Genomic DNA, 24,532 nt, shown 5'->3' on the forward strand with positions numbered 1-24,532 from the left:
GGTTTTATTATCAACAACATTCTATAAAACAAAGAAAATCCCACATAAAGTGGGATTTTCTTAAGGCTACTTAATCAATTAGGTCAATTGAGCAGCCTGGATTTTCTTGGTATCAACTTGATCAGCTTCTTTTGTATATTCGCTCATCTTGTCGAAGTTCAAGTATTTGTAGATGTCAGCAGAAGCGCTGTCGATTTGCGACGCGTACTGTTGATATTCTTCTGGGCTTGGTAATTTACCAAGAACCGCAGCGACTGATGCAAGCTCGGCAGAAGCCAAGTAAACGTTTGCACCTTGACCTAGACGGTTCGGGAAGTTACGAGTAGAAGTCGATACACATGTCGTGTTCGGTGCTACACGTGCCTGGTTACCCATACACAATGAACAGCCTGGCATCTCAGTACGCGCACCAGCACGACCGTAGATATTGTACATGCCTTCTTCCATCAATTGATGCTCGTCCATACGTGTTGGTGGAGCCAACCATAAACGAGTAGACAATGAACCACCAGGTACTTTGTCAAGTAACTGACCCGCTGCACGGAAGTGACCGATGTTGGTCATACAAGAACCGATGAATACTTCATCAATTTTGTCGCCTTGAACGTCAGAAAGAAGTTTTGCGTCATCTGGATCGTTCGGGCAGCAAAGAATTGGTTCTTTGATGTCAGCAAGATCGATTTCGTAAACTTTTAAGTATTCTGCATCAGCATCTGCTTTTAACAGACTTGGGTTATCTAACCACTTCTGCATGTTTTCAGCACGGCGTGCAAGTGTACGGGCATCGCCATAACCTTCAGCGATCATCCACTTCAACATAGTGATGTTAGAACGTAAGTATTCAGCAACTTTCTCTTCAGAAAGCGTGATTGAACAGCCAGCAGCAGAACGTTCAGCAGACGCATCAGAAAGTTCGAATGCTTGCTCAACAGTCAAGTCATTTTCCATTTCTGAAAGATCGATCTCAAGGATACGACCAGAGAAGATGTTTTTCTTACCTTTCTTCTCTACAGTCAAGTCACCCGCCTGGATTGCGTAGTAAGGAATTGCATGTACAAGGTCACGTAAAGTGATACCAGGTTGCATTTTACCTTTGAACTTAACAAGTACAGATTCAGGCATATCCAGTGGCATAACACCAGTCGCAGCTGCGAATGCAACAAGACCAGAACCCGCCGGGAATGAAATACCGATTGGGAAACGAGTATGTGAGTCACCACCAGTACCAACGGTATCTGGAAGTAGCATACGGTTTAACCAAGAGTGGATAATACCGTCACCTGGACGTAAAGATACACCACCACGGTTCATGATGAAGTCAGGTAATGTATGGTGCGTTGTTACGTCAACCGGTTTTGGATACGCAGCAGTGTGACAGAAAGACTGCATCACCAAGTCAGACGAGAAGCCCAAGCACGCCAAGTCTTTTAACTCGTCACGAGTCATAGGACCAGTTGTATCTTGAGAACCAACAGTCGTCATCTTAGGTTCACAGTAAGTTCCTGGACGGATACCTTGACCTTCTGGTAAACCACATGCACGGCCAACCATCTTCTGAGCTTGGGTGAAACCTTTGCCAGTGTCAGCAGGTTGTACTGGAGTACGGAACAATGTAGAAGGTGCAAGACCTAATTCTTCACGTGCTTTCGCAGTTAAACCACGACCAATGATCAGGTTAATACGACCACCCGCACGTACTTCGTCTAAAAGTACAGGTGTTTTAAGGTCAGCTTCTGAAATTTGAGCGCCGTCTTTGAATGCAGTTACTTTTGCAGCAGCGTGATCAATTTTCAATACAACTTCGTCGCCCATGTTCATGTTGGCAACGTCGATTTCTACAGGTAATGCACCTGCATCTTCCATTGTATTGAAGAAAATTGGCGCGATTTTAGAACCTAAGCACACACCACCGTCTTTTTTGTTTGGAATGTGTGGAAGTTCGTCACCGAAGAACCAAAGAACCGAGTTAGTTGCAGACTTACGAGAAGAACCTGTACCAACAACGTCACCAACGTAAGCAACTTGATTGCCTTTCGCGATAAGTTCTTTAATTTGGCTTAATGGACCAACTTCACCTGGTTTTTCAGGGTTGATACCATCACGCTCGTTTTTCAACATAGCGTTTGCGTGTAATGGGATGTCCGGACGGCTCCAAGCGTCTTGAGCTGGAGACAAGTCATCGGTATTAGTCTCACCAGTTACTTTGAACACAGTGATTTTGATTTCTTCTGGAACGTCTGGACGGCTTGTGAACCATTCAGCATCAGCCCAAGATTGTAAAACAGCTTTAGCTGCTGCATTACCTGCTTTGGCTTTGTCTGCTACGTCATGGAATGCATCAAATACAAGAAGTGTTTTCTTTAACGCTTCAGCAGCAAGCTCAGCAAGTTCAGCATTATCAAGAAGCTCAACAAGTGGCGCTACGTTATAACCACCAAGCATCGTACCGAGTAAGTATACTGCGCGCTCTTTGGTTACGAGTGGAGAGGTTGCTTCGCCTTTTGCAACGGCAGCTAAGAAAGCAGCTTTTACATATGCAGCTTGGTCAACACCTGCTGGAACACGGTTTTCTAGCAAATCGACTAGGTATGCTTCTTCACCTGCTGGTGGATTTTTTAATAGGGCTACAAGTTCAGCAGTTTGAGCATCATCAAGCGGCTTCGGTGGGACTCCGAGTGCGGCACGTTCTTCAACGTGTTGGCGGTAAGCTTCTAGCACAGTGTTATTCCTCTTTTTTAAAAAATTACTTGTAAGTTCCAGCTTTGTACAAGCTTTACAAGCAATGTGGACAGCAAAATTTTACTAGACTTCGCGTCAAATGTTAATGCAACTACCGTATTTCTACGTGATGTCCATTATTTTATAGCGAAATGATCCCCTCTTTTAAATACCGCTTTGGTCTAAGGTTAATGTCTAATAAAACAATAAATTACATCTATAAAAAAAGACAAACGATGTTGTCTTTTTTATGAACACATTAAAAAAGTTTATAGTTCGGTAGCTTGTCATGTGGTGTAGCCAAGCATTCGTCCATAAATTTTTTCTTTAAATTTTCACGTAATGCTTCTGGATCTTTTTTCAGTTCATCAACCGGGATTGCATAAACTTTATCCAGAATATTAAAGATAAACTTACGTGTCATTTCATCTTCAATTTTGCCCGCATGTTCCGTTGCCTGCTTTTGGTCAATTCCATTTTGACGATCTAAAGTGATTGAGCGTGCAGCGTTGCCCACACTGACACAGTAACCGTGCCATTGTTCTTCAGGGGTTAACGGCTTTTTCTCAGCACAACCAGCCAAAACTAAACCTAGTGCAATCAACAAAACTTTTTTCATCTTCATACTGCGGCTAATTTGATGCCCACCATCATACTGAAACTTGTTTATTTTGCAAAAAGGAAGCAGCTAAAAGCTTGCTTTCCGTAATAAAAACATACAAATCATTTATTACATTGCATGTTATTGCCTAACTTTTGACACTTCCCTCCATGTGCTGAAAGATAAGTCGTGCCCGCTACTAAATTATAAGACTTGCCTTTTGTATCCCAGCACCTTACGCCATTGCAGTTTTTCACGGGAATCAGGACTCCACTTGCTGCCGTCAGATTGCTCGCTGTGGCATTGCTTACAGGTTTAGATATTGTTGTTGGAGTTGCAGTCAGCGTGGTCGCTTTTGGCTCTTTAGGTGCAGTCGACTGCTGTGCTGGGGTATTGCTGTTATTCTTAACCGGATCGAGTTGTGGTTCGGTTTTTTGTGCAGGTGGTGGCGTTGCTGAATAGGTGGTAACACCTTTGGCATCGACCCATTTATAGTATTCCTTGGCATTGACTTGGAGTGTGGAACTGAGCAGTATCAAGCTAAGCACTGACCAAAGCTGACCGAAAGTGACAGTTTTCATGTATTTGCTCCAAAAAATGTCTTAAATTCATTTATTATCAATATCTTATAAAAATTCTATCATATTTTTATTTGCTAAAATAACGTCTTTTAGAAAACTGCCTTAACGGATTAAAGCAGTTTTGTATTCAGTTCACACGGACTGTGGCGCTACAGCAAGAATAAAAGAAAATACATTTTTTATTGCTCCGCGATTCACAATCTCGTACCGCTCTTATCTTTATTTCCTCAATATCGGGACCGCTCGCCGTATTTGTAACATCTTCATTACTACCTCATGCAACGCGTTGATTATGGTAGGTAAAATCTATAGCGCAAGCTCCTCATCCACGCTTATGACTTTCATTAATAGCAGCTTTTTCTGCCTTTCTCTTAGTCAGTCCTTAAGGTTTCAGATGTGATTTTAGCCCATAAAAAAAGAGGAACTATTTCAGCGAAATAATTCCTCTTTTCTGCTCTAAGCCTAGCTTAAAGAAAGCTTAGAACCGCCAGTTATAGAATACGTCAATTGCACGTTCTAAGGACTGACTTGCTTCCAGATATAAACGGCGGTTCATCTGATAACGCAAGGTCAACTTGTTCACTGGGGTAAATACACCAATACCATAACGAATAAACAGGTCTGGCGTGATATAGCCTGTCAGGCTGACTTGCGTATCATCACCGGTACCCTGTGCATCCAGCGCCAGACCACTTAAACCGAAGGTTCGGCCAATCTGGTTGGTCAAGGCACGAGTACCACCCAAGCCCATACTGATCCCTGCGGCAGCAATGGTATTGTTTACATCCGACTTAAAGCCTTCAGTATTACTTAAACCGCTGTTGCCTTCATTAATACGGCCAGTCAGCAAGGCATTCAATGCTTCCTGTTCAGATAAGCCAGCATCGTTATAAATCTGAATATTCGGCACGGTTGCGGTACCTGTAACACGGACACCGACCATGCTGCCCTGAACCGGTTTATTGGCATCAATATCCAGTGTCGGGTTTGCCAACGGTCCGTTAAAACGCGCAATCGCACGATTCAGGTCAAGGCTTTGACCATAGGCTTCGATCTTCACTTTCTGGCTGACACCAATCGCACCATTAGCACGCATGGCTGTTTCCAGACCACGTTGTGATAAATGCAAACGTCCGACCAGTGGAATAGTACTTTCGAAGCCCTGGAAGATCACCTGATTTCCAAGTGTCACAGTCATATCTGCACGAATATCCCAAGGCTTGGCCGCTTTCAGGGTAGCCAGCAAGTCTTGTCCCTGTTGTACTACACGCACATCCGGTGAAAGATTGACAACACTTTCAGAGGTTTCTGGCATGGAAATACGCGCACGCGGAACATCCACCGTACCTTTCAGACTTAAACGCTTGTCAAATGGATAAACATCCAGACTCAGATCAGGCTTCACAATTGCCGTAATCATAGGTGCCTGACGAACCAGCAAATTATCGCCTTTCAAAGTCAGGTTTAAATGTGGATCATTTTTCCAGTCAAAGTTACCCTTTAAGCGCCCCACACCTTGTCCGCTGTTAAATGCACCATCAATCGTGGCATAGTCTTGGCGAATAGATGAATACAGCTGGATGTTGCTTAAATTGACCGGCAGTGAAATCATGCTGATCGCACCATTTTTCAAGCGCATCTCACCGGTAATCTGTGGCTGGGTCAAAGTACCATTAACTTTTCCGGCCAAGGACAAGGTGCCCGCCATCGAACGCACATCCTTGATAAATGGCTTGAATACTTTGAGCTGTACATCATCAAATGCCACTTCACCACGCATCGGCATATTGTTCTGGAATGGATCAATAATCACATTGGCATAACCCGTTCCAATATCCGGTGTCTTCATATCGACACGGAATAACATGCCTTCACTGATACTTTTGGCAATCAGGCTTAGTTCATCATAAGTCACTGTCGTGGCAGGATCTTGCGGATCATCTGCTGCCAGCCCAATCTCACCTTTACGTGTGACTAAACGCGCATCCAGTTTTGGATGACTGCCGTTCGCCCAGGATGCTTTGGCATAACCGTTGAGCTGGCCTGTAACCGCCAGACCTTCTGGCATAAAGGCGGTAAAGTCTTTTAGATCCAGATTTTTGGTAATCAGCGAGAAGTTACCTTTGGCCTTACTGATACGGGCCGGCTGATCCAGACATAGCTGACTATTTGAACTCTGCCAGCAGTGCTGCCCAATATAGAGTTGCTGTTGGGCTGCAGTATAGATAATCGGCGCATTCTGGTTTTGCACCAGACTGATATTACGCGAGGTAAAGTTACCTTTCTGCACCAGTCCTAACCAGTCATTGTTTGGATTAAAACCACCCGCCAGTTGCACATAGAAATTAGATTGTCGGTTCTTACTTTCAACCTTCAATACATGTGCTTTACGCGTTCCAGCCAGATTTACGGTGGCATTCTGGATTTCACGATTACCGTTACGTAACTGGGTTAATGTCGCCGTTAACTGGGTTGGAGTGGTTTCAGATGTCGGCAGTTCACCTTGTACTCGTAATGACTTGATACTGACCAGATCATTAAAGGCAAAGTTATCGACCGCCATGTTCGCGGTTGCTCTTAAACGCGGTTGTGACTGGACGTTTAGACTACCATAGGCACGGCCACTTAAGCCCGGATATAACTCATATAATGCAGGAGCATTGAGTTTAATTCTCAAGCTTTGTGCATTGCCTGTAGCCTGTAACTGGTTCTGTGCATAAGCCAGGAATAGGTCGTTGGCCTCAAATTGCTGCGGTAAAAAACCTTGCTGATTTGAATCAAGTAACAGGCTAAGATTACCACGACCACGAACTGGCTTATTGTTGATGAAACCGGCTGCGTTAAGCTGGCGAATATCAATCCGTTTCAGCTTGTCTGACCAGACCCCTTGTGTTTTCACATGCCCGGAGACTTCACCTTTAACCGTAGAAACAAAATATTGTGGTTTAAAACGTACCAGTGAGGCATCAATATCCCAGCCCAGCTTGTCTTTCAGATTCACTGAACCGGTCGCAAATACTTTACCTGCGACCCCATCGTGTTTTAATTCTTTAATATTAATGTATTCAGGCGTTCCGGCTACATTAATCTTTAATAAGCCATCCCCCTGATTTAAGGCGTTAAGCGAACCGTCATAGTCCACTGCAAAGCTCTTGAATCCGCCACCCGCTTTTTCATCATGGAAAATTAAAGCGGCTGTACTTTTACCTTTCAGCGCAATGGTTTCTTTCTGGTTGGCCTGTGCCAGCTGGCCTTTTAAATCAATCTGTTCAAACTTGATCACTTGCTGATTCGGTTTGGCAAAACCATTGGCTTTGATTTCCCCATTGAGCACATTGACCGGTGCAGCTGCAGCAATCGTTTGCGGATTAAAATCTTGTGCCTTAAGCTGCGCTTGCCAAGACAGCTGCTGCTTTTCGGTTGGTAATTTTACTTTGGCCTGACCAGACAAACTGCCTTTTTCAGCCAGATAACGGAAATTTTCGACATTTAACAGATTGTCTTTTAAATCCAAACGCGCTTCGTATTTACCCGTTGGCAATAAACCCTGTTCATGCGGACGTACCGTGGTCGCAACATAAATATCCTGTTGACCCTCTTTTAACGCCACATTGGTATGACCTTCTTCACTGCTCAACCAGCCGATATAAGGCATGGCACGGTCAATGCCTTTCCATGAAATATCCAGCAACATAGGCTGAGCTTTGTTATTTTTTTCTTCGGCCTGATCCAGCTTGAGTGCCCAGCTTTCATATTTGTCAAAAGCCACTTGAGCGGTCAGCGCCAGACCTTTTTGCAAGGAACCGGAAGAACTGATATTGGCATCCAGTTTCGGCGGTAAAAAGTCCTGTGCGATCTGCGGTACCGTGGTATTTTCAGGATCTAAATGGTCCAGACGTCCTTTCAGATCCCAAGTGACATGCTCATGCCAGTTTACAATACCGTTCAGGCTCACAGCACCTTTCATCAGCTGACCATTTAAATCACGGATATTTAACTGATGTGTTAAATCGGTATCCATCAGTGCCGTATATTTACCTTCCGGAATCTGCTCACCTTTTAAATCCGTATCAAGATTCAACACCAGTTTTTGTATATCACCGTTAAACTTGACCACACCATCTTTGGCAAACAGCTTCTGGTCTTTCAATAAAGGTAAATGATAATTTTTTAAGAACAATTCGCCCTGCATCGGCACATGTTCACGCACCGGATGCAGAATCGCCCGACCTGTGAGCAAATCAGGAGTAGTGGTCGCAACCCCCAGTCTTAAGGTATCTAAAGAACCGCGCGCTGCCACCTTAATGGTTTCGATATCCAGACTTTTTAATGAAGGAATGATCAGATCAGCCTTGGCATTTAAAGGATATTTCCCACTGAAATCCATTTCACCTGATGCATTCTGGACGGCAAGATAGCCCATATCCATACGTGAGTCTTCAAACTCCAGCTTGGTTTCAGACCATAAGGCATCTTTCAGATAGACATCGTTAAAATCAACTTTTGAAGTCGCGGTCTGGATTTGCAGATGATCCAGACTGGCTTCATCAATCCGTAAGACAAAAGGCAGCTTGATCGGCTCGAAACCAAAAGGTTCATCCGAAGGCGGTTTCTTATTGATAATTTTCAGATTACGGACATCGGCATGACTCAAATGTACTTCTTTATTTAGAATCGCGCGCCAACCCAAAGAGACATCCGCCCGATCTAAAGAAACATCTACCGCCTGTAACTGCACCAGAATATTTTTCAGGATAATACCCTTGAGCAGATTACCGCCTTCATATTCATATTTAATAATTTTCTGGCTTTGCAATACGCGATCCAGTAGAAAGCGGCTACCTTTATCGGTAGACATCATCACAATTAAAGAACTGACCAATAACAAAAGAATGATCAGCACGATCAGCGCAATATTACGACCAATGTGCCGTTTTTTTCTTGGTCCAGCGGGAGGTGTCAGTTGCTGTTCTACTTCCGTCATAATCAACCTGAAATTGTTTTGCCGCGTTAGCAGGCTAAATAAAAGTTTTTAAAGTTGTGGACCAATAAAGAAATGCAATCGAATCGGATGATTCTCATTGGAAATACCTGAAGCAACATCGAGACGAATTGGCCCAATTGGTGATCTCCAACGAATACCGACACCCACGCTATATTCTGTTGGATTGCTAAACTGTTTGTCATAAGCATTACCAAAATCCGAGAATACGGCTGCACGCCAACCATCTTTAAACTGGTAATTATATTCAAGCGAGCCAACCCCTAAAGCCTGTCCACCCAATTTATAGCCATTTTCTTCTGGTGATAAGCTCTTATAGTCGAAGCCCCGTAGTGACTGATCCCCACCAGTAAAGAAGCGCAAGTTATAAGGTACTTTATTAAAGTCATCGGTAAAAATATAGCTGGCATCGCCACGACCGACAAACTGGTGATTGTCATTTTCACCCAGTGAATAAATAAAGCGCCAGCCCGCACTCACAATCGCCATATTGGCATCAGACAATAATGATTCCGTACCCAGTTCAACCTTATAGGTTTGCTTAAAACCTTTGGTTGGGTTCAAACGGGTATTACTATTGGTTTTAGAAGCTTCATATCCGAGAAGCAACGACTCCTGTTCCGAATCAATACCAGATACTTTAAATGCATCAGGTAATTCATCAATATCAACATCGCCTTTTTGGGTTAAACGATCTAAACGATAACGCAAGCCAAAAGTATGTTGCCAGTCTCCCAGTGGATTCTTGATAACACGTTCGCCACCCAGTACGGCCGACTCGATCAGCAAGTTGACATCCGGACCAATGTCATCACGCGTTTCACGCTCATAACCACCCACAAGGTTAAAATAGTCATTTAACGGATGTTTATAAGGAATGCTGTAACGGCCATCAATCGACTGGCGGATTTCAGATACTTCCACGTTGGCATCGAAAGAATGACCATATTTATTGACAATGGCACGACGGTACTGGGTACGGATACGGGCACCGGTATCAGTCCCATAACCGATACCAGTCTCTAAACTATTTAAACGATCGGCATTTAAGGTCACCACTACCGGAATCTTCTGGTCAATACGCGCCTGTTGTTCCTGCTTCTGACGTGTCTCATCATCCTCATCATGCGATGGCATTGGCATTGAACGGGCTAAAGAATAGCTCTGTGCCTGTTCGGCTCCCGAGAATTGCGATTCATCTACAACATCCTGAGTGACTTCTTCAGCAGAGGTAATTTTCGCGCGTGCAAGATCCGCCTTTTGCTGGCTATTTAACAGCTGCGACTGTTCAATACGTTGCTGGTCGACCAAAGCTTGCAGATCAGGCGGCAACTCCAGCGGAGGCTGGATAGCATCCGGCTTAATGGTATCCACCAGCGTATAGTTAAAATAACGGGTATTGGTTAAGTTATTTGCCAGGGCATTGACACGCCAGAAGGCATAATCATCATCTTCATTCCACGGTGCCAGACTATCCAGCACTTTTTGGGTCAAAGGCAATGGCTTGCTCGGATCACTCATCCGGTATTCGACTTTCTTGAGTTTGTAACGCTCACCGGTTTCATATTTCAGATTAATATCGGCAGTCTTTTCCGGCTGGCTGATCTTCACGTCATGCAAACGCCAGAACGCATCAAAATAACCGTTATCTGAGGCGACTGTGGTAATTTTGTTCTTGGTCTCTTCATATTTGCCGTGGTTAAAAATATCACCTTCATCTTGTTCCGGAATCAAACGGATGACCTGGAACTGCGGAATGTTAGCCCCTGCACCGGTAAATTCGATATTCTGTTCTTTGATTTTTACCGGTTCATTCGGCACCACAATCACCTTGACCTTGTTGTCACTTTCTTTGACAAAGGTGTAAGTGGCATTGTAATACCCCACAGCCTGTGCTGCCTGATTGGTTAAAGCACGCAATTGCGGTAAGGCGACATTGAATTCTTCAAAAGATTCCTGTGTAAAGCTGGATAACTTGGCCTTGATATTTGCGGCCAGAACAGGTGGTGCACCTGTCACATCGGCGGTAATACGTGGCACCTTATCTGGATTAAGCAAATTCTCTGGACGGAACCGATGCCAGATACGTTTAAAGAAACCTTCTTTTTCAGCATCCTGCTCAGTTTGAGTCTGAAATTCAGGTAAGGTCCGGCCGGCCTCGTTGGCTTCAACAACAATTTTACTGTCGGTCTGAATGTCGTGCATTAACTTGTCAATATTGACGGGTGCACTTTTAATCTCGGTCAGTTCAGTTTGAGAAACATCGCTCACCGAAACTTCAGGTGTTTTGGCGGTATTTTCACGATAATTTTTTGCTTCATTTTTTGCATCTTCTGCTACACGGAAGATTTCATTGGCCATACCTTGATCCACTGGAATCACCGGCAGATCTTCCAGATTATCGTCGAGCTGAATCGGTTTTAACTCGTCAATCTGGTTGGCCACCTGCTCCTGATGTTTTAAGGCAGACAAACTGTCCTGCACAGACAACGGATTCTCCGGGCTATTGAGAAGCGCTTGCCGTTGTTTCATCAGTGCAGCGGCGGCATCCGCCTGTGGCTCAGTCTGATCCGCTGTCTGATTTTCAGGCGAGTCCGGAATTTGCTCTTGTGCACAAGCAACTGATATACAATAACTAATTAAGAAACCGCTACAAATAAGTTTAGGAAAACCCTGCATTTTAAAGATTAAATGCATAGAATGAACCAGTGTTGACTGTTTAAACTTCGATTTAGATGGCATGTAGAACTCTAAACTTATTTTTTAATTTATCGTTTTTGATGGCTGAAATAACTTCAAATCTTTGATTTTTCATCCAATCAGACAGGGATATCATACATGCATTTCATCACATTTTTACAGTTCGTCACATTTTTTTATAAAACACAATGAAGTGAACACACGATGAAACAAGATGAGCGCTTAATGACATCACGTCGGTTTGCACCGATGTTTTTCACGCAATTTTTTGGAGCACTGAATGATAATGTTTATAAACAAGCGCTCTTATTGGTCATCACTTATGGCTGGATACAACAACAAAGTGCGCCAGTCAGTACTTTAAATAATTTAGCAGCGTTACTGTTTATTCTGCCTTACTTTTTCTTTTCGGCTACAGCCGGGCAAATTGCAGATAAATATGAACGTTCCCAACTGATTCGCTTCATTAAAATATTAGAAATCGTCATTATGCTGATTGGTACTGCAGGTTTCTTGCTGGGCAATCTGTGGTTATTGTTATTTGCGCTGTTTTTGATGGGAACGCATTCCACCTGTTTCGGGCCGATCAAATATGCCATTTTACCTGAGATTTTAAAGCCACAAGAGCTAATGTCTGGTAATGCCTTATTCCAGTCAGGTACATCGATCGCGATTTTACTGGGCATGATTCTCGGCGGCGCGGTAATTGCTTCTTCTGAAGGCAACCTGCTCTGGATCAGCGTCACTGTGGTGACTATTGCTTGCTTAGGCTATTTATGTAGCCGTTTTATCCTGCCGCAAAAAGTTGCTGCACCTGATTTAAAAATTGACTGGAACTTTTTCCGCACCAGTTTCCAGACCATTGGCTATGCCAAAAGCATCCCGGTTGTGTTTGTGATTCTGTTAGGTAATTCTTGGTACTGGTTTTATGGTGCAACCTACCTGACTCAGATTCCGCAACTGACACAGCAAAATTTACATGCTTCAGAAAATGTGGTCAGTCTGCTGTTAACCTTCTTCTCGGTCGGAATTGGTGTCGGCTCTCTGTTATGTCGACGTATTGGCGGTACGGAGATCAATATCAAGATGGTGCCCTATGGTGCAATTGGCCTGACGGTTTTTGCCCTTTATCTCGCTGCCAGTCTGGCATTTGTACCCGAACGTACAGGTGATCTGCTGACGTTGAAAGATATGTTTACACAAGGTGCAGTCTATTATCATGTGATGCTTGCTGTGACCTTATTGGGCATCAGCGGCGGTTTTTATATCGTACCGCTTTATGCCATGATGCAGGCCTATTCACCACGTTCTCATCGGGCGCGTGTGGTGGCAGCAAACAATATCCTGAATGCTGTATTTATGGTCTCTTCGGCAATTTTTTCAATTTTAATCTTAAGCATTTTAAAAATTGATATTAAAATCTTATTCACTATTACTGCTGTTTTAAGCGCAATTTTTTCGTTCTGGTTATTAAAACGACTCAAACCGTTACTGCAAAATGCGCCCAATACTCTAGAGGATTAATATATGCGTCAATACACAGGTCTCGATAAAGTTATTAATTCTTTTGATCAGGCTTTACGTAGTCTGGTACCCGGCGCGACCAGTGCCCAACGCGCCAATCCAGCCAGCGATGAACCTTCACAGCTGTGTGTCAGCGATGCACGTCATGTTGCAGGTTTGATGCGCGTTAACCATAGCGGCGAAGTGTGCGCCCAGGCGCTTTATCACGGGCAGGCATTGACTGCAAAATTGCCCCATGTGCGTGAAGAAATGCAGCAGGCGGCGATTGAAGAACAGGATCATCTGGCCTGGTGTGAAGATCGTTTAAAAGAACTGGATAGCCATACCAGTGTCTTGAACCCGATCTGGTATGGCTTGTCTTATGGCATGGGTGCAATTGCAGGGATTGCAGGTGATAAATACAGTTTAGGTTTTGTTGCAGAGACTGAACGTCAGGTCAGCCAGCACTTACAGGAACATATCCAGCAATTGCCAGCGCATGATGACCGCTCCCGCAAAATCCTTGAGCAGATGAATGAAGATGAGTTGCATCATCGTGATACCGCATTAAATGCAGGTGGTGTGGATTTACCGGTGCCTGTACGGATTACCATGACCGCGATTTCAAAATTAATGACAAAAACCAGTTATTATCTATAAATCATTCAAGGGAATTATGTATTTGTAATTCCCTTTTTTATTTTAAAATCTTCATAAAAACGCTTCTTCAAAGATCAGCGAAACACAATTTTTCCTTTATCTGTTGAATAACGGTCCGACCAGAAACTTTGTGGCTGCTTTTCCAGATCAGTAAAAATCGTATAGTTAATCTTGCCTTGTCTAAACTCAAACTGGCCATTTTTCTGAGTGGCTGCCACCCGGGTATCATTCACCCAGACACGTTGCTGCGGATCAATTCGGATGGTTGCCAAGGTCGAGCCATCTGACCTTTCAGCAATCCATTGCGGTTGATTGACCGCAGGTTCCGGTGTTGCAACTGCATCGGGTATGCTAAAGCCAGCCTTGATATTTTCTTCTGCGGTCTTATTGATGTCACAGCCTTGCGCTTCACTGATTTGCGTACAGCCTGAACGTTCGAGTTGTTCTCTATATTTGGCATCAATGGCATAAGCAGAGTTCATGACTACATAGGCCATCACTCCAACCGTAATAAATTTGAAGTGCATGCTGCATCCCTTGCGGTTGATTCAATTGAATATTTAAACATTGATCTGGGCATGGGTCTGTAATTTAAATGTTTAATTCACAAAGCAAAACGCCTGTGACTAAAATTCCAGGCGTATGAGAGCAAGATGCCTGCAACTTAATTCAGGCCATGTTCAGCCTTAAAGCGTTCCATATTGCGGACTGCATTATGATAACGCGACTGGACACTGCTGCTATTGATACGTAGATCATATAAACGCTTCTTATAATCATCCCGGACTTTAGAGGATAGATCAGTACGTTCCAGTTCCTTTAAGTAACGGTTTATCTCACTCTGTGAGCGACTGAATTCCGCGTCAGCCAGATAATATTCATTGGCAGCCTGATAATAAGGTCGTAAAGTCTGGCGCTTTTCTGCCGGACAGACCCTGTAATCACCCCGTCCATCTAAGGCTTCACTAAAGATATTCTCAGGCTGGCAGTAATAGCCCAGACCTTGTTGATAGCCTTTTTCATACAGGCTTTGATTGGGAACAATATTGGCTTTCTGACAAGAAGAATAATACTTATCTAGACGCGATTCATGCCCGGCCGAACCGTCTTTTTCACCCACACTCAACCAATTGGCCGTTTTACATTGCTCAACACTCATGGCTGCACAACCAGAAAGTAATACCGTCAAAGCCGATAAAATTAAAATACTTTTCATGAAGAATGGTCCTAATTATTATGAGATAACATTCAAACAAATTACATTGTAATGACAGGATAGTTCATCTTTTGATCATAGCTTAAATCAGCATGTAGCCATAAATCAAATAAAGGAATTTTCACATCCAGCGCCAGGGGTAACTTCTTAGGATTAAACTGCATAGTGTCTAAATCCTTTCCCCAGGCAATTACATCAATATCTAGCGTGATCTGGTGTGATGGACGAATCCGTCCCGATTGCTGTTCTAGTTTTTTAAGCAATTCGATGACTTCATCAACGCCGAGTCGACTGCTTAACAGACATGCCGAGTTCCAGTAATCTGCCCCGATTCCATCCCGACAAGGAATTTCATAAATCGGAGAAAACACCACTCTACCGAGCTGGGCAATCTGCTCATAAGCAAATGTGAAATTTTGTTGCTGCTGAAGATTACTCGCCAGTGCGAGCGCAAAAATTGTTTCTGTTGCGTTCAAGGCGAATTCCTACTGCATTAGCTTGAGCAATAATGGCGGGTTTGCGAATGGTGATACTGATCGATTCGATCGAAGGAAAAGTGCTAAACAGACACTCAAGCACCAGTTGAGCGGCATGCTCAATCAGTTTTGGTTGCGCCTCTTGAATGACTTGAGCTGCAAGCTCGCAAATTTGAGCATAGTTGAGCGTATCTTCCAGCTCATCCGAGTGCGCAGCTTGGGATAGATCATTATGAATGGTGAGATCTAGCATTAAAGGTTGAATAATCTGGCGTTCCCAGTTGAAACAGCCAATGACCGTATCAACCTTTAACCCTTCAATGATAATGGCATCCATAATGACCTATTGAACCGATAAATAAATTAATGCTTTAAAAACGAAGCAGGTTCAATATTGTGAACCATTTTCAAACGCTGGTCAGCATAAATATCGGTATAAGGTGCGAGAACACGCATGAAACGATCAAAATATAACATTTGCTTGAATAATAACGCGAAGTCACGCGGGAATTTGATGCCATGACGTTCACCCACAGCCACCATATCCATCATGATGTCATTCAGATCTGCCGGATTCGAACTTAGAATTTCTTGCGGATCTGCCAGCAATACCCCACTAAACAAACGTTCAAGATCATCCGCCAATATCTGAGTATCAATTTTCTGATGGGTCATCCCCATCTTGAGCATATTCTCAGCCATTGCCACATAGTTGGTATGCTGTAACGCATCCATAAAGGCCATACATGCCGTCCAGACTTCCGGCTTTAACTGACCGACAATACCGAAATCGATAAAGCCAATACGGCCATCTTCCAGCAGCATCAGGTTCCCGGCATGTAAGTCTGCATGGAAACTCTTGCACAACATCAAGCTACCAAACCAGGTATTCATGGCTGTAATCAGGACTTGGGTAGGATCTTTAGCATACTGCTTAACCACATCGAAGTCGGTTAATGGCACACCATATAAACGCTGCATGGTCAGTACACGACGGGTCGAAAACTGATGATACACTCTTGGTGCAGTCGCAGCCTGATTGCCTGAAATGTTCAGGTACTGGATAAAGTCATCCAGATTTTGCGCTTCTTCAATAAAATCAACTTCACGTACCATCCGTGTCTTGATCTCATCTACAATTTCAGAAAGCGATGCAAACTTGATTTTTGGTACTGCTTTTTCCAGCAATTTGGTTGTCCAGTGCACGACATTCAGATCGGTATACAGAATCGTTTCCACACCCGGTTTCTGTACTTTTAAAACCACGTCTTCACCGGTGACCAGTCTGGCCGGATGCACCTGTGCAATTGAGGCAGACGCCAATGGTTTTTCATCAATGAAACTGAAAATTTCATTGAGGTTACGACCTTCGAACTCTTCTGCCAAAACCTTTTGAATATAGCTAAACGGTAAAGTCGGGGTTTGATCTAGACAGCCCTGAAACTCCTGCACATATTCTCGCGGGAATAAAGACGGCGTACTGGCAATAAACTGACCCAGCTTGATATAAGTCGAACCAAGCGACTCAAAGGTTTCACGCATGAGTTTGGCATTGCTTGGTTTCTCAGTTGCATATTTCACACCTGCTTGTGCTGCAACCACCACTGTTTCACCGATACGTGCAACAGAGCGTAATCCATCGAATAAAATATTTCTTTTCATAATCTTTCTTGCCTCACAGATGACATTAGTTTAGCAAATTTTGCTCATTTTACCGATCAAGTTGCCTGACAAACTGGACAATTTACATCTTTTTCAAATTTAAGAATGCGTTGCGACAGGTTTAGGCCATTCCAGAGCAACAGTTTTTGCTTCAGTGGGGTTAAACCTAATCCTAAAAATAGTAAAGTGTGATGTGCTTGTAATGACGCGATCATTACAGGTGTAGTTGCCAATACACCAGACTCAGCACAGCGTAGCCCTTCATTGGCATGCTCTTCCTTTGGAAATAAGCATTCATAACAGGCCGAATCTGCCTCCACCATAAACATTTGCCCTTCAAAGCCAATGGCTGAAGCACTAATTAACGGAACCTGATATTTTTTACATACTGCATTGACCAGATAACGGGTGGTAAAATTATCACAACCATCTAACACTACATCCTGATGCTGTACGAGTTCATCCGCATTTGTTGCATCGAAACGTATATTTTGATAATTGACCTGTATATGTGGATTAATGGCTTGGAGATGGTTTGCCAAGATTTCAGCTTTATATCGGCCTAAATCATTTGAGGTAAATGCAATTTGTCGTTGTAGATTACTGATCTCAATGGTATCCGCATCGATAATTGTAATTTTACCTACCCCTGCACGTGCCAGCAGTTCGGCACTGGTACAGCCGATCCCCCCTGCGCCGATGATCAGTACATTGGCAAGTTTCAGCCGTTCTTGTGCCTCGATATCCCAACCATCCAATAAAATCTGACGGCTATAGAGATGCATTTCCTCATTGCTTAGCTCAAATTCGTTTTCTAAATGGTCTGACACGTGGCTTTACTTCTTTGTTCAAGGGAATGCTGATTCTAAGTCGATGGAAGGATGGAGGAAAGTAATATATCTAAAGACATTTTCTTTTGACCAAGCTTTATTTTTACCCCAACAATTCGACCCATCTTTAATAGCTTAATAAAATCAAAAACTTACAATATAGATTGCAATCTTTAGGTATTAATCTTTTTTAATTATAAGTTTATGTTTTAACTTAATTTATCTATTATATTTTATAGTTGATTATCGCATAGATAGTTTAGAAGTTAGTAATAATCTCGGTAATGCATTACTAGATGTTGATTATCGCATAGATAGTTTAGAAGAGGTTCTTACTTAATTGCTCACACAATTCTTTGTTGACTATCGCATAAATAGTTTAGAAGTTTGAGGTTGACATGGTTGAACTTTTTAATTTGTTGACTATCGTATAGATAGTTTAGAAGGCCACAGCAATTAATAAAAGCCCAACCGCCAAGTTGACTATCGCATAGATAGATAGTTTAAAAGTCTTTGAGATTAGAGATATTGTAGAGCGCAATGTTGACTACCGTATAGGTAGATTATGTTTACCCATATAAAAATAACCTTAATCCTTTTGAACGATTAAGGCCATCATTGCTTATTGTTTGACAACCATATTTAAAAATACATTAGCCATAAACCCATCTGCCATCCACTCTTTTCTAAAATCCTACTTCCGATCATGCATCATTTCATAAGATTGCGCTCTCAATAACTCTTCTTTGGTGGCAAAAGACTGAGTTCTTAACTGGTTAATCGACTGCTGTTTACTGGCATCACTCGCATTACTTTTTAAAATCTGGTCACGCTCAGCCAGATATCCATTGACCTGTGTTTGCCAGCCAGCCTCTTCCTGATCAACCTTTTCCAGACGGTCCGCAGCCTCTGGCCCCAATAAACTTTCACGCATATTGCGTAGCTCTTGCGCAGAGCCACCTTTGTCACGGATTTCCTGCGTCAATTGCTGTAATTCAGCAAATTGCATGGAAACCCGAACACCATCCGCCATGGTGGCAGGAAGTTGATTAATCAATTTTGCCAGTTCAGCTGCTTTTTGCTGTGCGGTTAAGGTCTTATTGGCATGAATACGCATCTGCTCAATATTAAACTGGTTCAGTTTACGTTCATTGCCAAACAAGGCATTGATCTCAGCCGCATTAAAAAACTGTTGCTGGACTTTATACATCTGATCAAGAACTTTCTGAAAGCCCTCAATATCACCCGTTTTAAAATTACCATTGGGTTTTAAATTTTTGAGGGTATGGCTGTACGCCACATATTGATCCAACAAATAAATGGCATAACCTGAAGCCGTCTCTGGTAACGTCGCGCTCAGATATTGACGAATATCAGCGATCAGTTCAGTTTCTGTTTTTTCACCCAGACTAGAAAAGAAATAATCAAAACAGCTACGGATACCAACCGTCAGTATCAGTTTACCGTTGGCATCCACCTGAATCGGACAATCAATTTGGGTGCCTTGTAATGAAGCCGCCAGAACTGGTAATTTTCCCTTTTGATGATCTTGTGTAACACCGCCTGCAATATTGCTTTGTGCGGACTGTTGTTGAGCCTGCTGCCCTAAAGGATGTGGAACCGCTTGAGTATCTGGTTTAAATATCCAGTAAATCAAAGCCAATATCAGCAATAAACCGATAATGACACACAAACTGATGGTTTTATTATTTAAAAATTTACCGTTCATCATCCCTTGCTCTATTGATCCTTTTTTAAAATCATCCTGGCTAAAGGAGCACAGATGCCCCTTTAGCGCATTGATTATAGCCCCTGATTTTTTAAACGGTTGGCTTGCGCACGGAACGGCGTAACCGGATTTTGCAAGAAACCGACCAAACCTAATACCTGATTCACCTCATCCAAATGGTTAAATGCATAGTTATCACGAATGACCGTGCCTAAATGGCTCGAACAACGCGGTACCAAGCCATCATTTTCACCTGAAATGAGTAAAGAAGTTGCCGTTAACGCATAGTCCATCGGATCAGCCGCATTGGTAAACGGGCTGGTACCACTCCACGAATAATAACGAACACCATTGACCAGTTCGGCACCTGATCCACAGGCTGTGGTGGGTACACCTGCCGGGAAACGCTGGTTAAAGTCTGCAGAACCCTTGGTGGTCAGTGAGTTTAACCCTGCAAGCGCATCCTGATCATAATAATGACCTGAGCCAATGCCGACCAAAGAGAAGAACGCATTTACGCCTGCTGCAATAACAGGTGCAAGTGCTGGACCAACAGGTGATTTCACTACTGAATCGACCACATCAGCGACATCTGAACCTTTGGTTGGACCTCCTACTGCTGTTACTGAAGCAATCTTATTCGGCAATAAGCTTGCCACATAACGAACCGACTGTGAGCCATGACTATGGCCAATTAAATTGATTTTTTCAGCACCGGTAATTGCCAGTACCTGTTTTGCCTGTAACAGTAGCTGTTCACCACGTACTTCCGATGAGTTAAAAGAAGCTTGCTGTGCCACAAATACACTGGCCCCGTTTCCAACCAGATCTTCAGTAATCCCGTTCCAGTATTGCAATGGGCCAACTGCGGAGAAGCCGGCCATACCATGAGCCAGTAAAATCGGATACTTGGTTTTTGCATAACTGGAAGTGACGTTCGCACTACCGCCGACTGAGCAACCGTTCACATTACAGTTTTGCCATGAGGCCTTGGGTGATAGAAAATCAAACAAACCTGCATGAACCACGGTACCACTACTCACAAACATGCCTGCCATTAACGCCATAGCATTTAAATATTTCTTTTTCACGTTTTTGCTCCGAGCATTTTTCATTTTTATTACAAAGTGTTAGTCCTATACTTTTGTATGTGGAATCATTCCTACCATACAAAAACAATGTAAAATTTCCCCTCCTTGTATATTGTTTAATTTTTAGACTAAAGCAAACTGCGCCAAAATCATAATAGTTCAGGCCAAAATTACGACTGATTGATAAAATTCCGATGAATGTACATGCGCAAAGCTGCAATAAGGGCTGTGCTCATCTGTACTACCGCATAAGAATATAAGCCGCGATAGGTATGGTAATGAATTGTCTTTCTGAATGTTCTAGACCGGAAAATCTGAATCACGCTTCCATTTTTGTTGCGTTTAACGTTATAAATACCGTAAAAATGAATCTTATTCTCTCAGAGATTATGCAACAATAATCCGTGTTATCTCCTTTCTGGATCGCGTATGAGTGCCCAACATATTACCGCCGTTGAACTTTCCAAAGCCTATCGTCTACTCAATCACGGGCCAACCGTACTGGTATCGGCTCAACATGAGCAGGATACGGATGTCATGGCAGCAGCATGGGCATGTGCACTGGAATTTAGCCCAGCCAAGGTCACGGTTGTGCTTGATAAAAGCACCAAGACCCGTCAACTGGTTGAACAAAGCGGTTACTTTGCGCTACAAGTGCCCTGTTACGCACAAATTGATATGGTGCACCAACTCGGTACGATTAGTAAATTTGACCAGCCCACCAAACTGGCAGATTGCAAAACCGAACTGTTTTATCAGGACGCCTTTCCTGTACCGCTGGTCACAGGTAGTCTGGCATGGTTGATTTGCAAAGTGATTCCAGAGCCACATAACCAGCAAGCACACGATTTATTTATTGGCGCTGTGGTTGCAGCCTGGGCAGATTCTCGCGTGTTTCGTGATGGGCACTGGTATTTTCAGGACGCTGCAAAAGAATTACGTAGTCTGCACTATATTGCAGGCGGAACCTTTTATTTGATTGGTGATGAAGTCAAAGCCAAATAATCGGCAAAAGCTCAGGCAATGATTTTCAGCATTGCCTGTGTTGTTTATTCAGCTTTCATCATTTCACGATACAAGGTATCCAGGAACTGCTGCTGTTTCTGGTTATGCTTAAAATAACGTTGATAATTGACGCTACAACTTTCTACATCCGCAATATTGGCCTTGTTAAAAGACCAGTCGCTGGTGTCTTTGACAGTAATCCCGAGATCATCATCGCAACTCTGCCACAATTGGGCAAATCGACTGCGCTGACTGGCATCCAGTTGTTGAAAGTCGGCATAAATAGAAAAACCGTGCATCTCTGAATTAAAAAATTTCGAAATCATGCTGACAGGCACCCCGCCCCAGCGCATGGGTTGATCTTCCGGAAAATGAATATCAGTAAGTTTATCTTCCGGCATGATCTTATCTTGTTCACCTTCCTTCAAAAACTGAGTGTCATAGACCAGTGTAGTACCTGCAGGGACCAGAATTTTTTTCACCACACGGGCTTCACGGGTTTTGTAATAGGGATAATTCGGTGTTGAATTTCCACCCGTTGGATTCATATTGCCAACACAACCGCTCAGACACAGGCCCAAGCATGCGGAGAGAATCAGTCTATATGTCATATCAATCCTATTAGTATATTTATTTTTATCAAGCCACGGTCTATTACCTTAGAAGCAAAGCTGTTCACAGACAATATAAAATTTGAGCAAAAAAAGAAAAAACAGTTGTGAAGGTGAAGTCCACAACTGTTCTATGGCGTAATTGAATCCTGTTAGCAAGGCTTATTTTGGTGCCATACGAATCGCACCGTCCAGACGAATCACCTCACCATTCAGATATGAATTCTCGGCGATATGGGCCACCAAGCGTGCAAATTCTTCTGGACGTCCCAAACGTGAAGGATACGGCACCATTTGGCCCAACGCATCCTGTACGTTCTGGGGTAAACCTTTTAACATCGGGGTTTCCATGATGCCCGGTGCAATAGTCATGACCCGTATCGCATGGCGGGCCAGTTCACGTGCAATCGGCAAGGTCATCGCGACAACAGCACCTTTCGAAGCAGAATATGCTGCCTGCCCAATTTGTCCGTCAAAAGCAGCCACCGAAGCTGTATTGACGATCACCCCGCGATCTTCATCGCCTTCCGCAACGCTATTTTTGCTCATGGCATCCGCTGCAAAGCGCAGCATATTAAATGTCCCTGTGACATTAATCTGTAAGGTTTTCGAGAACATCGCCAGATCATGCACGCCCTCTTTACCCACAACTTTTGCAGAGGGGCCAATGCCGGCGCAATTGATCAGACCATAAACACTGCCATATTTGGCAAGTACATCTTTAAAAAACTGTTCCGCAGCAGCTTCATCGGTCACATCCAGTTTTACAAATTCTGCCTGAGCTCCCAATGCCTGTGCCTGTTGTTCTCCCGCTTCAACATTCATGTCAACCAAGGTGACTGATGCACCTTTTTCAACTAAATATTCAGCTGTTGCCGCACCTAGACCAGAGCCACCGCCTGTAATAACAAAATGTTTTCCCTGAATTTTCATTTACGTTTCCTATCAAATTAAAGATATAAATTTTTATAACCAAGCCTAAAGGCAACTTTTTTCCGATACAATTTCAAAAAGTAGCAAATTGAATGCGACTTTTGAGCAGTCGATCTATTTATTCTCCTGTATATCATGTGCCTATGACCAAAAACCACACTCCCGATCTTAATGCGGCCAAGGATACAATTTCAAATGCTTTAATTCGGGAAGCATTAAGCGTTGCTGCCAGTCGCGGCTTAAATATTGTCAGTATTGCCAATCGGGCAGGCATTTCAGCTGAACTGTTAAGCTCAGGCAAAGCACGCGTTCCCGTTACCCAGTGTGCCCAATTATGGGTGGAGCTGGCAGAAAGCATGAATGATGAGTTTCTCGGCATGGATACGCACCCCATGCGCCGTGGCAGCTATCAATTACTGGCAAAACTTGCCTTTAATACAGAAAATCTGGAACAGGCCATTAAAGAAATTCTCAAGTTTTTAGCCCTGATTCTAGATGATATTCGCGGCGAACTGGTTCAAAAAGGCAATAAGGCCTATCTGGTCCTGCATGATCGTGAACAACCGAAGCGGATGTTTACCTATTCAACCTTTCTGATGCTGGTCCACAGCTTGATGTGCTGGCTGAGCGATCAACGTATCCTTTTTCATAAAATGAGCTTTAGGTGCCATGCTCCTGTTGAGCTACAGGATTATCGTGTACGTTTCTGTGAAAATATCCAGTTTCATGCTGCACAAAACAGCATAGAATTTGATGCACATTATCTGAAACATAAAATCAAAAAAGACAAACAGGCGCTCAATGATTTCCTGAGACATACGCCTTACAACCTGATCGTGCGTTTCAAGAATGAAAATTCGTTAAGCCTGCAAATACGCCGGCAATTACTGCTGCAAGCACCTTCAGAATGGGCAGAACTGAAAGATATTGCCCAACAGTTGAATATGTCGACTGCGACCATCCAGCGTCGTTTAAAACAGGAAGGCGTCAGCTACCAGCAACTGAAAAATGACATTCGCTGTGATATCGCGATTGAACGACTGAGCAAAACCGATGATTCGATTCAAACTATTAGCGATGATCTGAACTTCCATGATCCCAGCGCTTTTCATCGTGCCTTTAAAAAATGGAGTGGTGTCAGTCCGGGCAGTTATCGGAAAAGCTCACCCTTGCAGAAAAACAGACGTAACCGCGTCGATGAGTAAAAGGAATTA

Annotated in this window: 18 protein-coding genes and 1 pseudogene; 4 read left to right on the top strand and 15 right to left on the bottom strand. The window is 43.3% G+C overall.

Annotation, left to right across the window (positions count from 1 at the left end):
• Positions 1–78: 78 nt before the first annotated feature.
• The 5 genes and pseudogenes from ACINWC323_RS14920 to ACINWC323_RS14900 form a co-directional block, all read right to left on the bottom strand.
• Positions 79–2,718 (bottom strand): bifunctional aconitate hydratase 2/2-methylisocitrate dehydratase, encoded by a 2,640-nt coding sequence (locus ACINWC323_RS14920; RefSeq protein ID WP_005230954.1) that lies wholly within the window; start codon positions 2,716–2,718, stop codon positions 79–81.
• A gap of 259 nt (positions 2,719–2,977) precedes the next feature.
• The gene (locus ACINWC323_RS14915) at positions 2,978–3,337 is read right to left on the bottom strand and encodes a hypothetical protein (protein ID WP_005230955.1); all 360 of its coding nucleotides are present in this window, start codon (positions 3,335–3,337) and stop codon (positions 2,978–2,980) included.
• A gap of 104 nt (positions 3,338–3,441) precedes the next feature.
• Positions 3,442–3,900: a DUF4124 domain-containing protein gene (locus ACINWC323_RS14910; protein ID WP_009509518.1), complete on the bottom strand. Its 459-nt coding sequence runs from the start codon at positions 3,898–3,900 to the stop codon at positions 3,442–3,444.
• Between the two features lie 478 nt (positions 3,901–4,378).
• The gene (locus ACINWC323_RS14905) at positions 4,379–8,884 is read right to left on the bottom strand and encodes a translocation/assembly module TamB domain-containing protein (protein ID WP_009509528.1); all 4,506 of its coding nucleotides are present in this window, start codon (positions 8,882–8,884) and stop codon (positions 4,379–4,381) included.
• A 48-nt stretch (positions 8,885–8,932) separates the two neighbouring features.
• A pseudogene (locus tag ACINWC323_RS14900) lies at positions 8,933–11,392 on the bottom strand (autotransporter assembly complex protein TamA); the annotation flags it as partial.
• Positions 11,393–11,806: 414 nt separating this feature from the next.
• Here ACINWC323_RS14900 and ACINWC323_RS14895 point away from each other — a divergent pair.
• Together ACINWC323_RS14895 and coq7 are read left to right on the top strand one after the other, a co-directional pair.
• Complete coding sequence (locus ACINWC323_RS14895) at positions 11,807–13,126, top strand: MFS transporter (protein ID WP_005230963.1); 1,320 nt, start codon at positions 11,807–11,809, stop codon at positions 13,124–13,126.
• Positions 13,127–13,129: 3 nt separating this feature from the next.
• Positions 13,130–13,765, top strand: coding sequence for a 2-polyprenyl-3-methyl-6-methoxy-1,4-benzoquinone monooxygenase (gene coq7, locus ACINWC323_RS14890; RefSeq protein WP_009509536.1), 636 nt, complete (start codon positions 13,130–13,132; stop codon positions 13,763–13,765).
• Between the two features lie 74 nt (positions 13,766–13,839).
• Here the strand turns inward: coq7 and ACINWC323_RS14885 are convergent, their stop codons facing one another.
• The 8 genes from ACINWC323_RS14885 to ACINWC323_RS14850 all read right to left on the bottom strand — a co-directional run bounded on the left by ACINWC323_RS14885 (position 13,840) and on the right by ACINWC323_RS14850 (position 20,769).
• Positions 13,840–14,292 (bottom strand): hypothetical protein, encoded by a 453-nt coding sequence (locus ACINWC323_RS14885; protein WP_009509549.1) that lies wholly within the window; start codon positions 14,290–14,292, stop codon positions 13,840–13,842.
• A gap of 137 nt (positions 14,293–14,429) precedes the next feature.
• Positions 14,430–14,981, bottom strand: a complete 552-nt coding sequence (locus tag ACINWC323_RS14880; RefSeq protein WP_009509538.1) for a DUF2799 domain-containing protein — start codon at positions 14,979–14,981, stop codon at positions 14,430–14,432.
• 41 nt (positions 14,982–15,022) lie between these two features.
• Positions 15,023–15,457: a 2-amino-4-hydroxy-6-hydroxymethyldihydropteridine diphosphokinase gene (locus ACINWC323_RS14875; RefSeq protein WP_009509547.1), complete on the bottom strand. Its 435-nt coding sequence runs from the start codon at positions 15,455–15,457 to the stop codon at positions 15,023–15,025.
• Positions 15,414–15,794, bottom strand: coding sequence for a dihydroneopterin aldolase (gene folB, locus ACINWC323_RS14870; protein ID WP_009509555.1), 381 nt, complete (start codon positions 15,792–15,794; stop codon positions 15,414–15,416). The genes ACINWC323_RS14875 and folB overlap by 44 nt, the downstream gene beginning before the upstream one ends.
• Before the next feature lie 26 nt (positions 15,795–15,820).
• On the bottom strand, positions 15,821–17,119 hold the full coding sequence (locus tag ACINWC323_RS14865; protein ID WP_009509541.1) for an ABC1 kinase family protein: 1,299 nt from the start codon (positions 17,117–17,119) through the stop codon (positions 15,821–15,823).
• A gap of 56 nt (positions 17,120–17,175) precedes the next feature.
• Positions 17,176–17,904: a HesA/MoeB/ThiF family protein gene (locus tag ACINWC323_RS14860; protein WP_502322124.1), complete on the bottom strand. Its 729-nt coding sequence runs from the start codon at positions 17,902–17,904 to the stop codon at positions 17,176–17,178.
• A 739-nt stretch (positions 17,905–18,643) separates the two neighbouring features.
• Positions 18,644–19,678 carry a lipase secretion chaperone gene (locus ACINWC323_RS14855; protein WP_032881153.1) on the bottom strand — a complete coding sequence of 345 codons (1,035 nt, stop codon included), beginning with the start codon at positions 19,676–19,678 and terminating at the stop codon, positions 18,644–18,646.
• A 74-nt stretch (positions 19,679–19,752) separates the two neighbouring features.
• Entirely contained in the window at positions 19,753–20,769 is a 1,017-nt protein-coding gene (locus ACINWC323_RS14850) for a lipase family alpha/beta hydrolase (RefSeq protein ID WP_009509587.1), read from the bottom strand.
• Between the two features lie 429 nt (positions 20,770–21,198).
• Between ACINWC323_RS14850 and ACINWC323_RS14845 the strand changes: the two genes are divergently transcribed.
• Entirely contained in the window at positions 21,199–21,774 is a 576-nt protein-coding gene (locus ACINWC323_RS14845; RefSeq protein ID WP_009509480.1) for a flavin reductase family protein, read from the top strand.
• 44 nt (positions 21,775–21,818) lie between these two features.
• On the opposite strand, the gene ACINWC323_RS14840 is transcribed toward ACINWC323_RS14845, so the two are convergent.
• Both ACINWC323_RS14840 and ACINWC323_RS14835 read right to left on the bottom strand, forming a co-directional pair.
• Positions 21,819–22,385: a hypothetical protein gene (locus ACINWC323_RS14840; protein ID WP_032881142.1), complete on the bottom strand. Its 567-nt coding sequence runs from the start codon at positions 22,383–22,385 to the stop codon at positions 21,819–21,821.
• Positions 22,386–22,547: 162 nt separating this feature from the next.
• Positions 22,548–23,318, bottom strand: a complete 771-nt coding sequence (locus ACINWC323_RS14835; protein WP_009509482.1) for a 3-hydroxyacyl-CoA dehydrogenase — start codon at positions 23,316–23,318, stop codon at positions 22,548–22,550.
• Positions 23,319–23,461: 143 nt separating this feature from the next.
• Between ACINWC323_RS14835 and ACINWC323_RS14830 the strand changes: the two genes are divergently transcribed.
• Positions 23,462–24,523: an AraC family transcriptional regulator gene (locus ACINWC323_RS14830; protein ID WP_009509543.1), complete on the top strand. Its 1,062-nt coding sequence runs from the start codon at positions 23,462–23,464 to the stop codon at positions 24,521–24,523.
• Positions 24,524–24,532: the final 9 nt, after the last annotated feature.

Origin of the sequence: Acinetobacter sp. WC-323, from assembly GCF_000314615.1 — a bacterium.
Taxonomy (GTDB): domain Bacteria; phylum Pseudomonadota; class Gammaproteobacteria; order Pseudomonadales; family Moraxellaceae; genus Acinetobacter; species Acinetobacter courvalinii.

What these genes read in the sequence shown, in the direction of transcription:
- ACINWC323_RS14915 (WP_005230955.1), bottom strand. Translation starts at nt 3,337, where the DNA reads ATGAAAAAAGTTTTGTTGATTGCACTAGGTTTAGTTTTGGCTGGTTGT.
- ACINWC323_RS14910 (WP_009509518.1), bottom strand. Translation starts at nt 3,900, where the DNA reads ATGAAAACTGTCACTTTCGGTCAGCTTTGGTCAGTGCTTAGCTTGATA.
- ACINWC323_RS14905 (WP_009509528.1), bottom strand. Translation starts at nt 8,884, where the DNA reads ATGACGGAAGTAGAACAGCAACTGACACCTCCCGCTGGACCAAGAAAA.
- ACINWC323_RS14895 (WP_005230963.1), top strand. Translation starts at nt 11,807, where the DNA reads ATGAAACAAGATGAGCGCTTAATGACATCACGTCGGTTTGCACCGATG.
- coq7 (WP_009509536.1), top strand. Translation starts at nt 13,130, where the DNA reads ATGCGTCAATACACAGGTCTCGATAAAGTTATTAATTCTTTTGATCAG.
- ACINWC323_RS14885 (WP_009509549.1), bottom strand. Translation starts at nt 14,292, where the DNA reads ATGCACTTCAAATTTATTACGGTTGGAGTGATGGCCTATGTAGTCATG.
- ACINWC323_RS14880 (WP_009509538.1), bottom strand. Translation starts at nt 14,981, where the DNA reads ATGAAAAGTATTTTAATTTTATCGGCTTTGACGGTATTACTTTCTGGT.
- folB (WP_009509555.1), bottom strand. Translation starts at nt 15,794, where the DNA reads ATGGATGCCATTATCATTGAAGGGTTAAAGGTTGATACGGTCATTGGC.
- ACINWC323_RS14865 (WP_009509541.1), bottom strand. Translation starts at nt 17,119, where the DNA reads ATGAAAAGAAATATTTTATTCGATGGATTACGCTCTGTTGCACGTATC.
- ACINWC323_RS14860 (WP_502322124.1), bottom strand. Translation starts at nt 17,904, where the DNA reads ATGCATCTCTATAGCCGTCAGATTTTATTGGATGGTTGGGATATCGAG.
- ACINWC323_RS14855 (WP_032881153.1), bottom strand. Translation starts at nt 19,678, where the DNA reads ATGAACGGTAAATTTTTAAATAATAAAACCATCAGTTTGTGTGTCATT.
- ACINWC323_RS14845 (WP_009509480.1), top strand. Translation starts at nt 21,199, where the DNA reads ATGAGTGCCCAACATATTACCGCCGTTGAACTTTCCAAAGCCTATCGT.
- ACINWC323_RS14840 (WP_032881142.1), bottom strand. Translation starts at nt 22,385, where the DNA reads ATGACATATAGACTGATTCTCTCCGCATGCTTGGGCCTGTGTCTGAGC.
- ACINWC323_RS14835 (WP_009509482.1), bottom strand. Translation starts at nt 23,318, where the DNA reads ATGAAAATTCAGGGAAAACATTTTGTTATTACAGGCGGTGGCTCTGGT.
- ACINWC323_RS14830 (WP_009509543.1), top strand. Translation starts at nt 23,462, where the DNA reads ATGACCAAAAACCACACTCCCGATCTTAATGCGGCCAAGGATACAATT.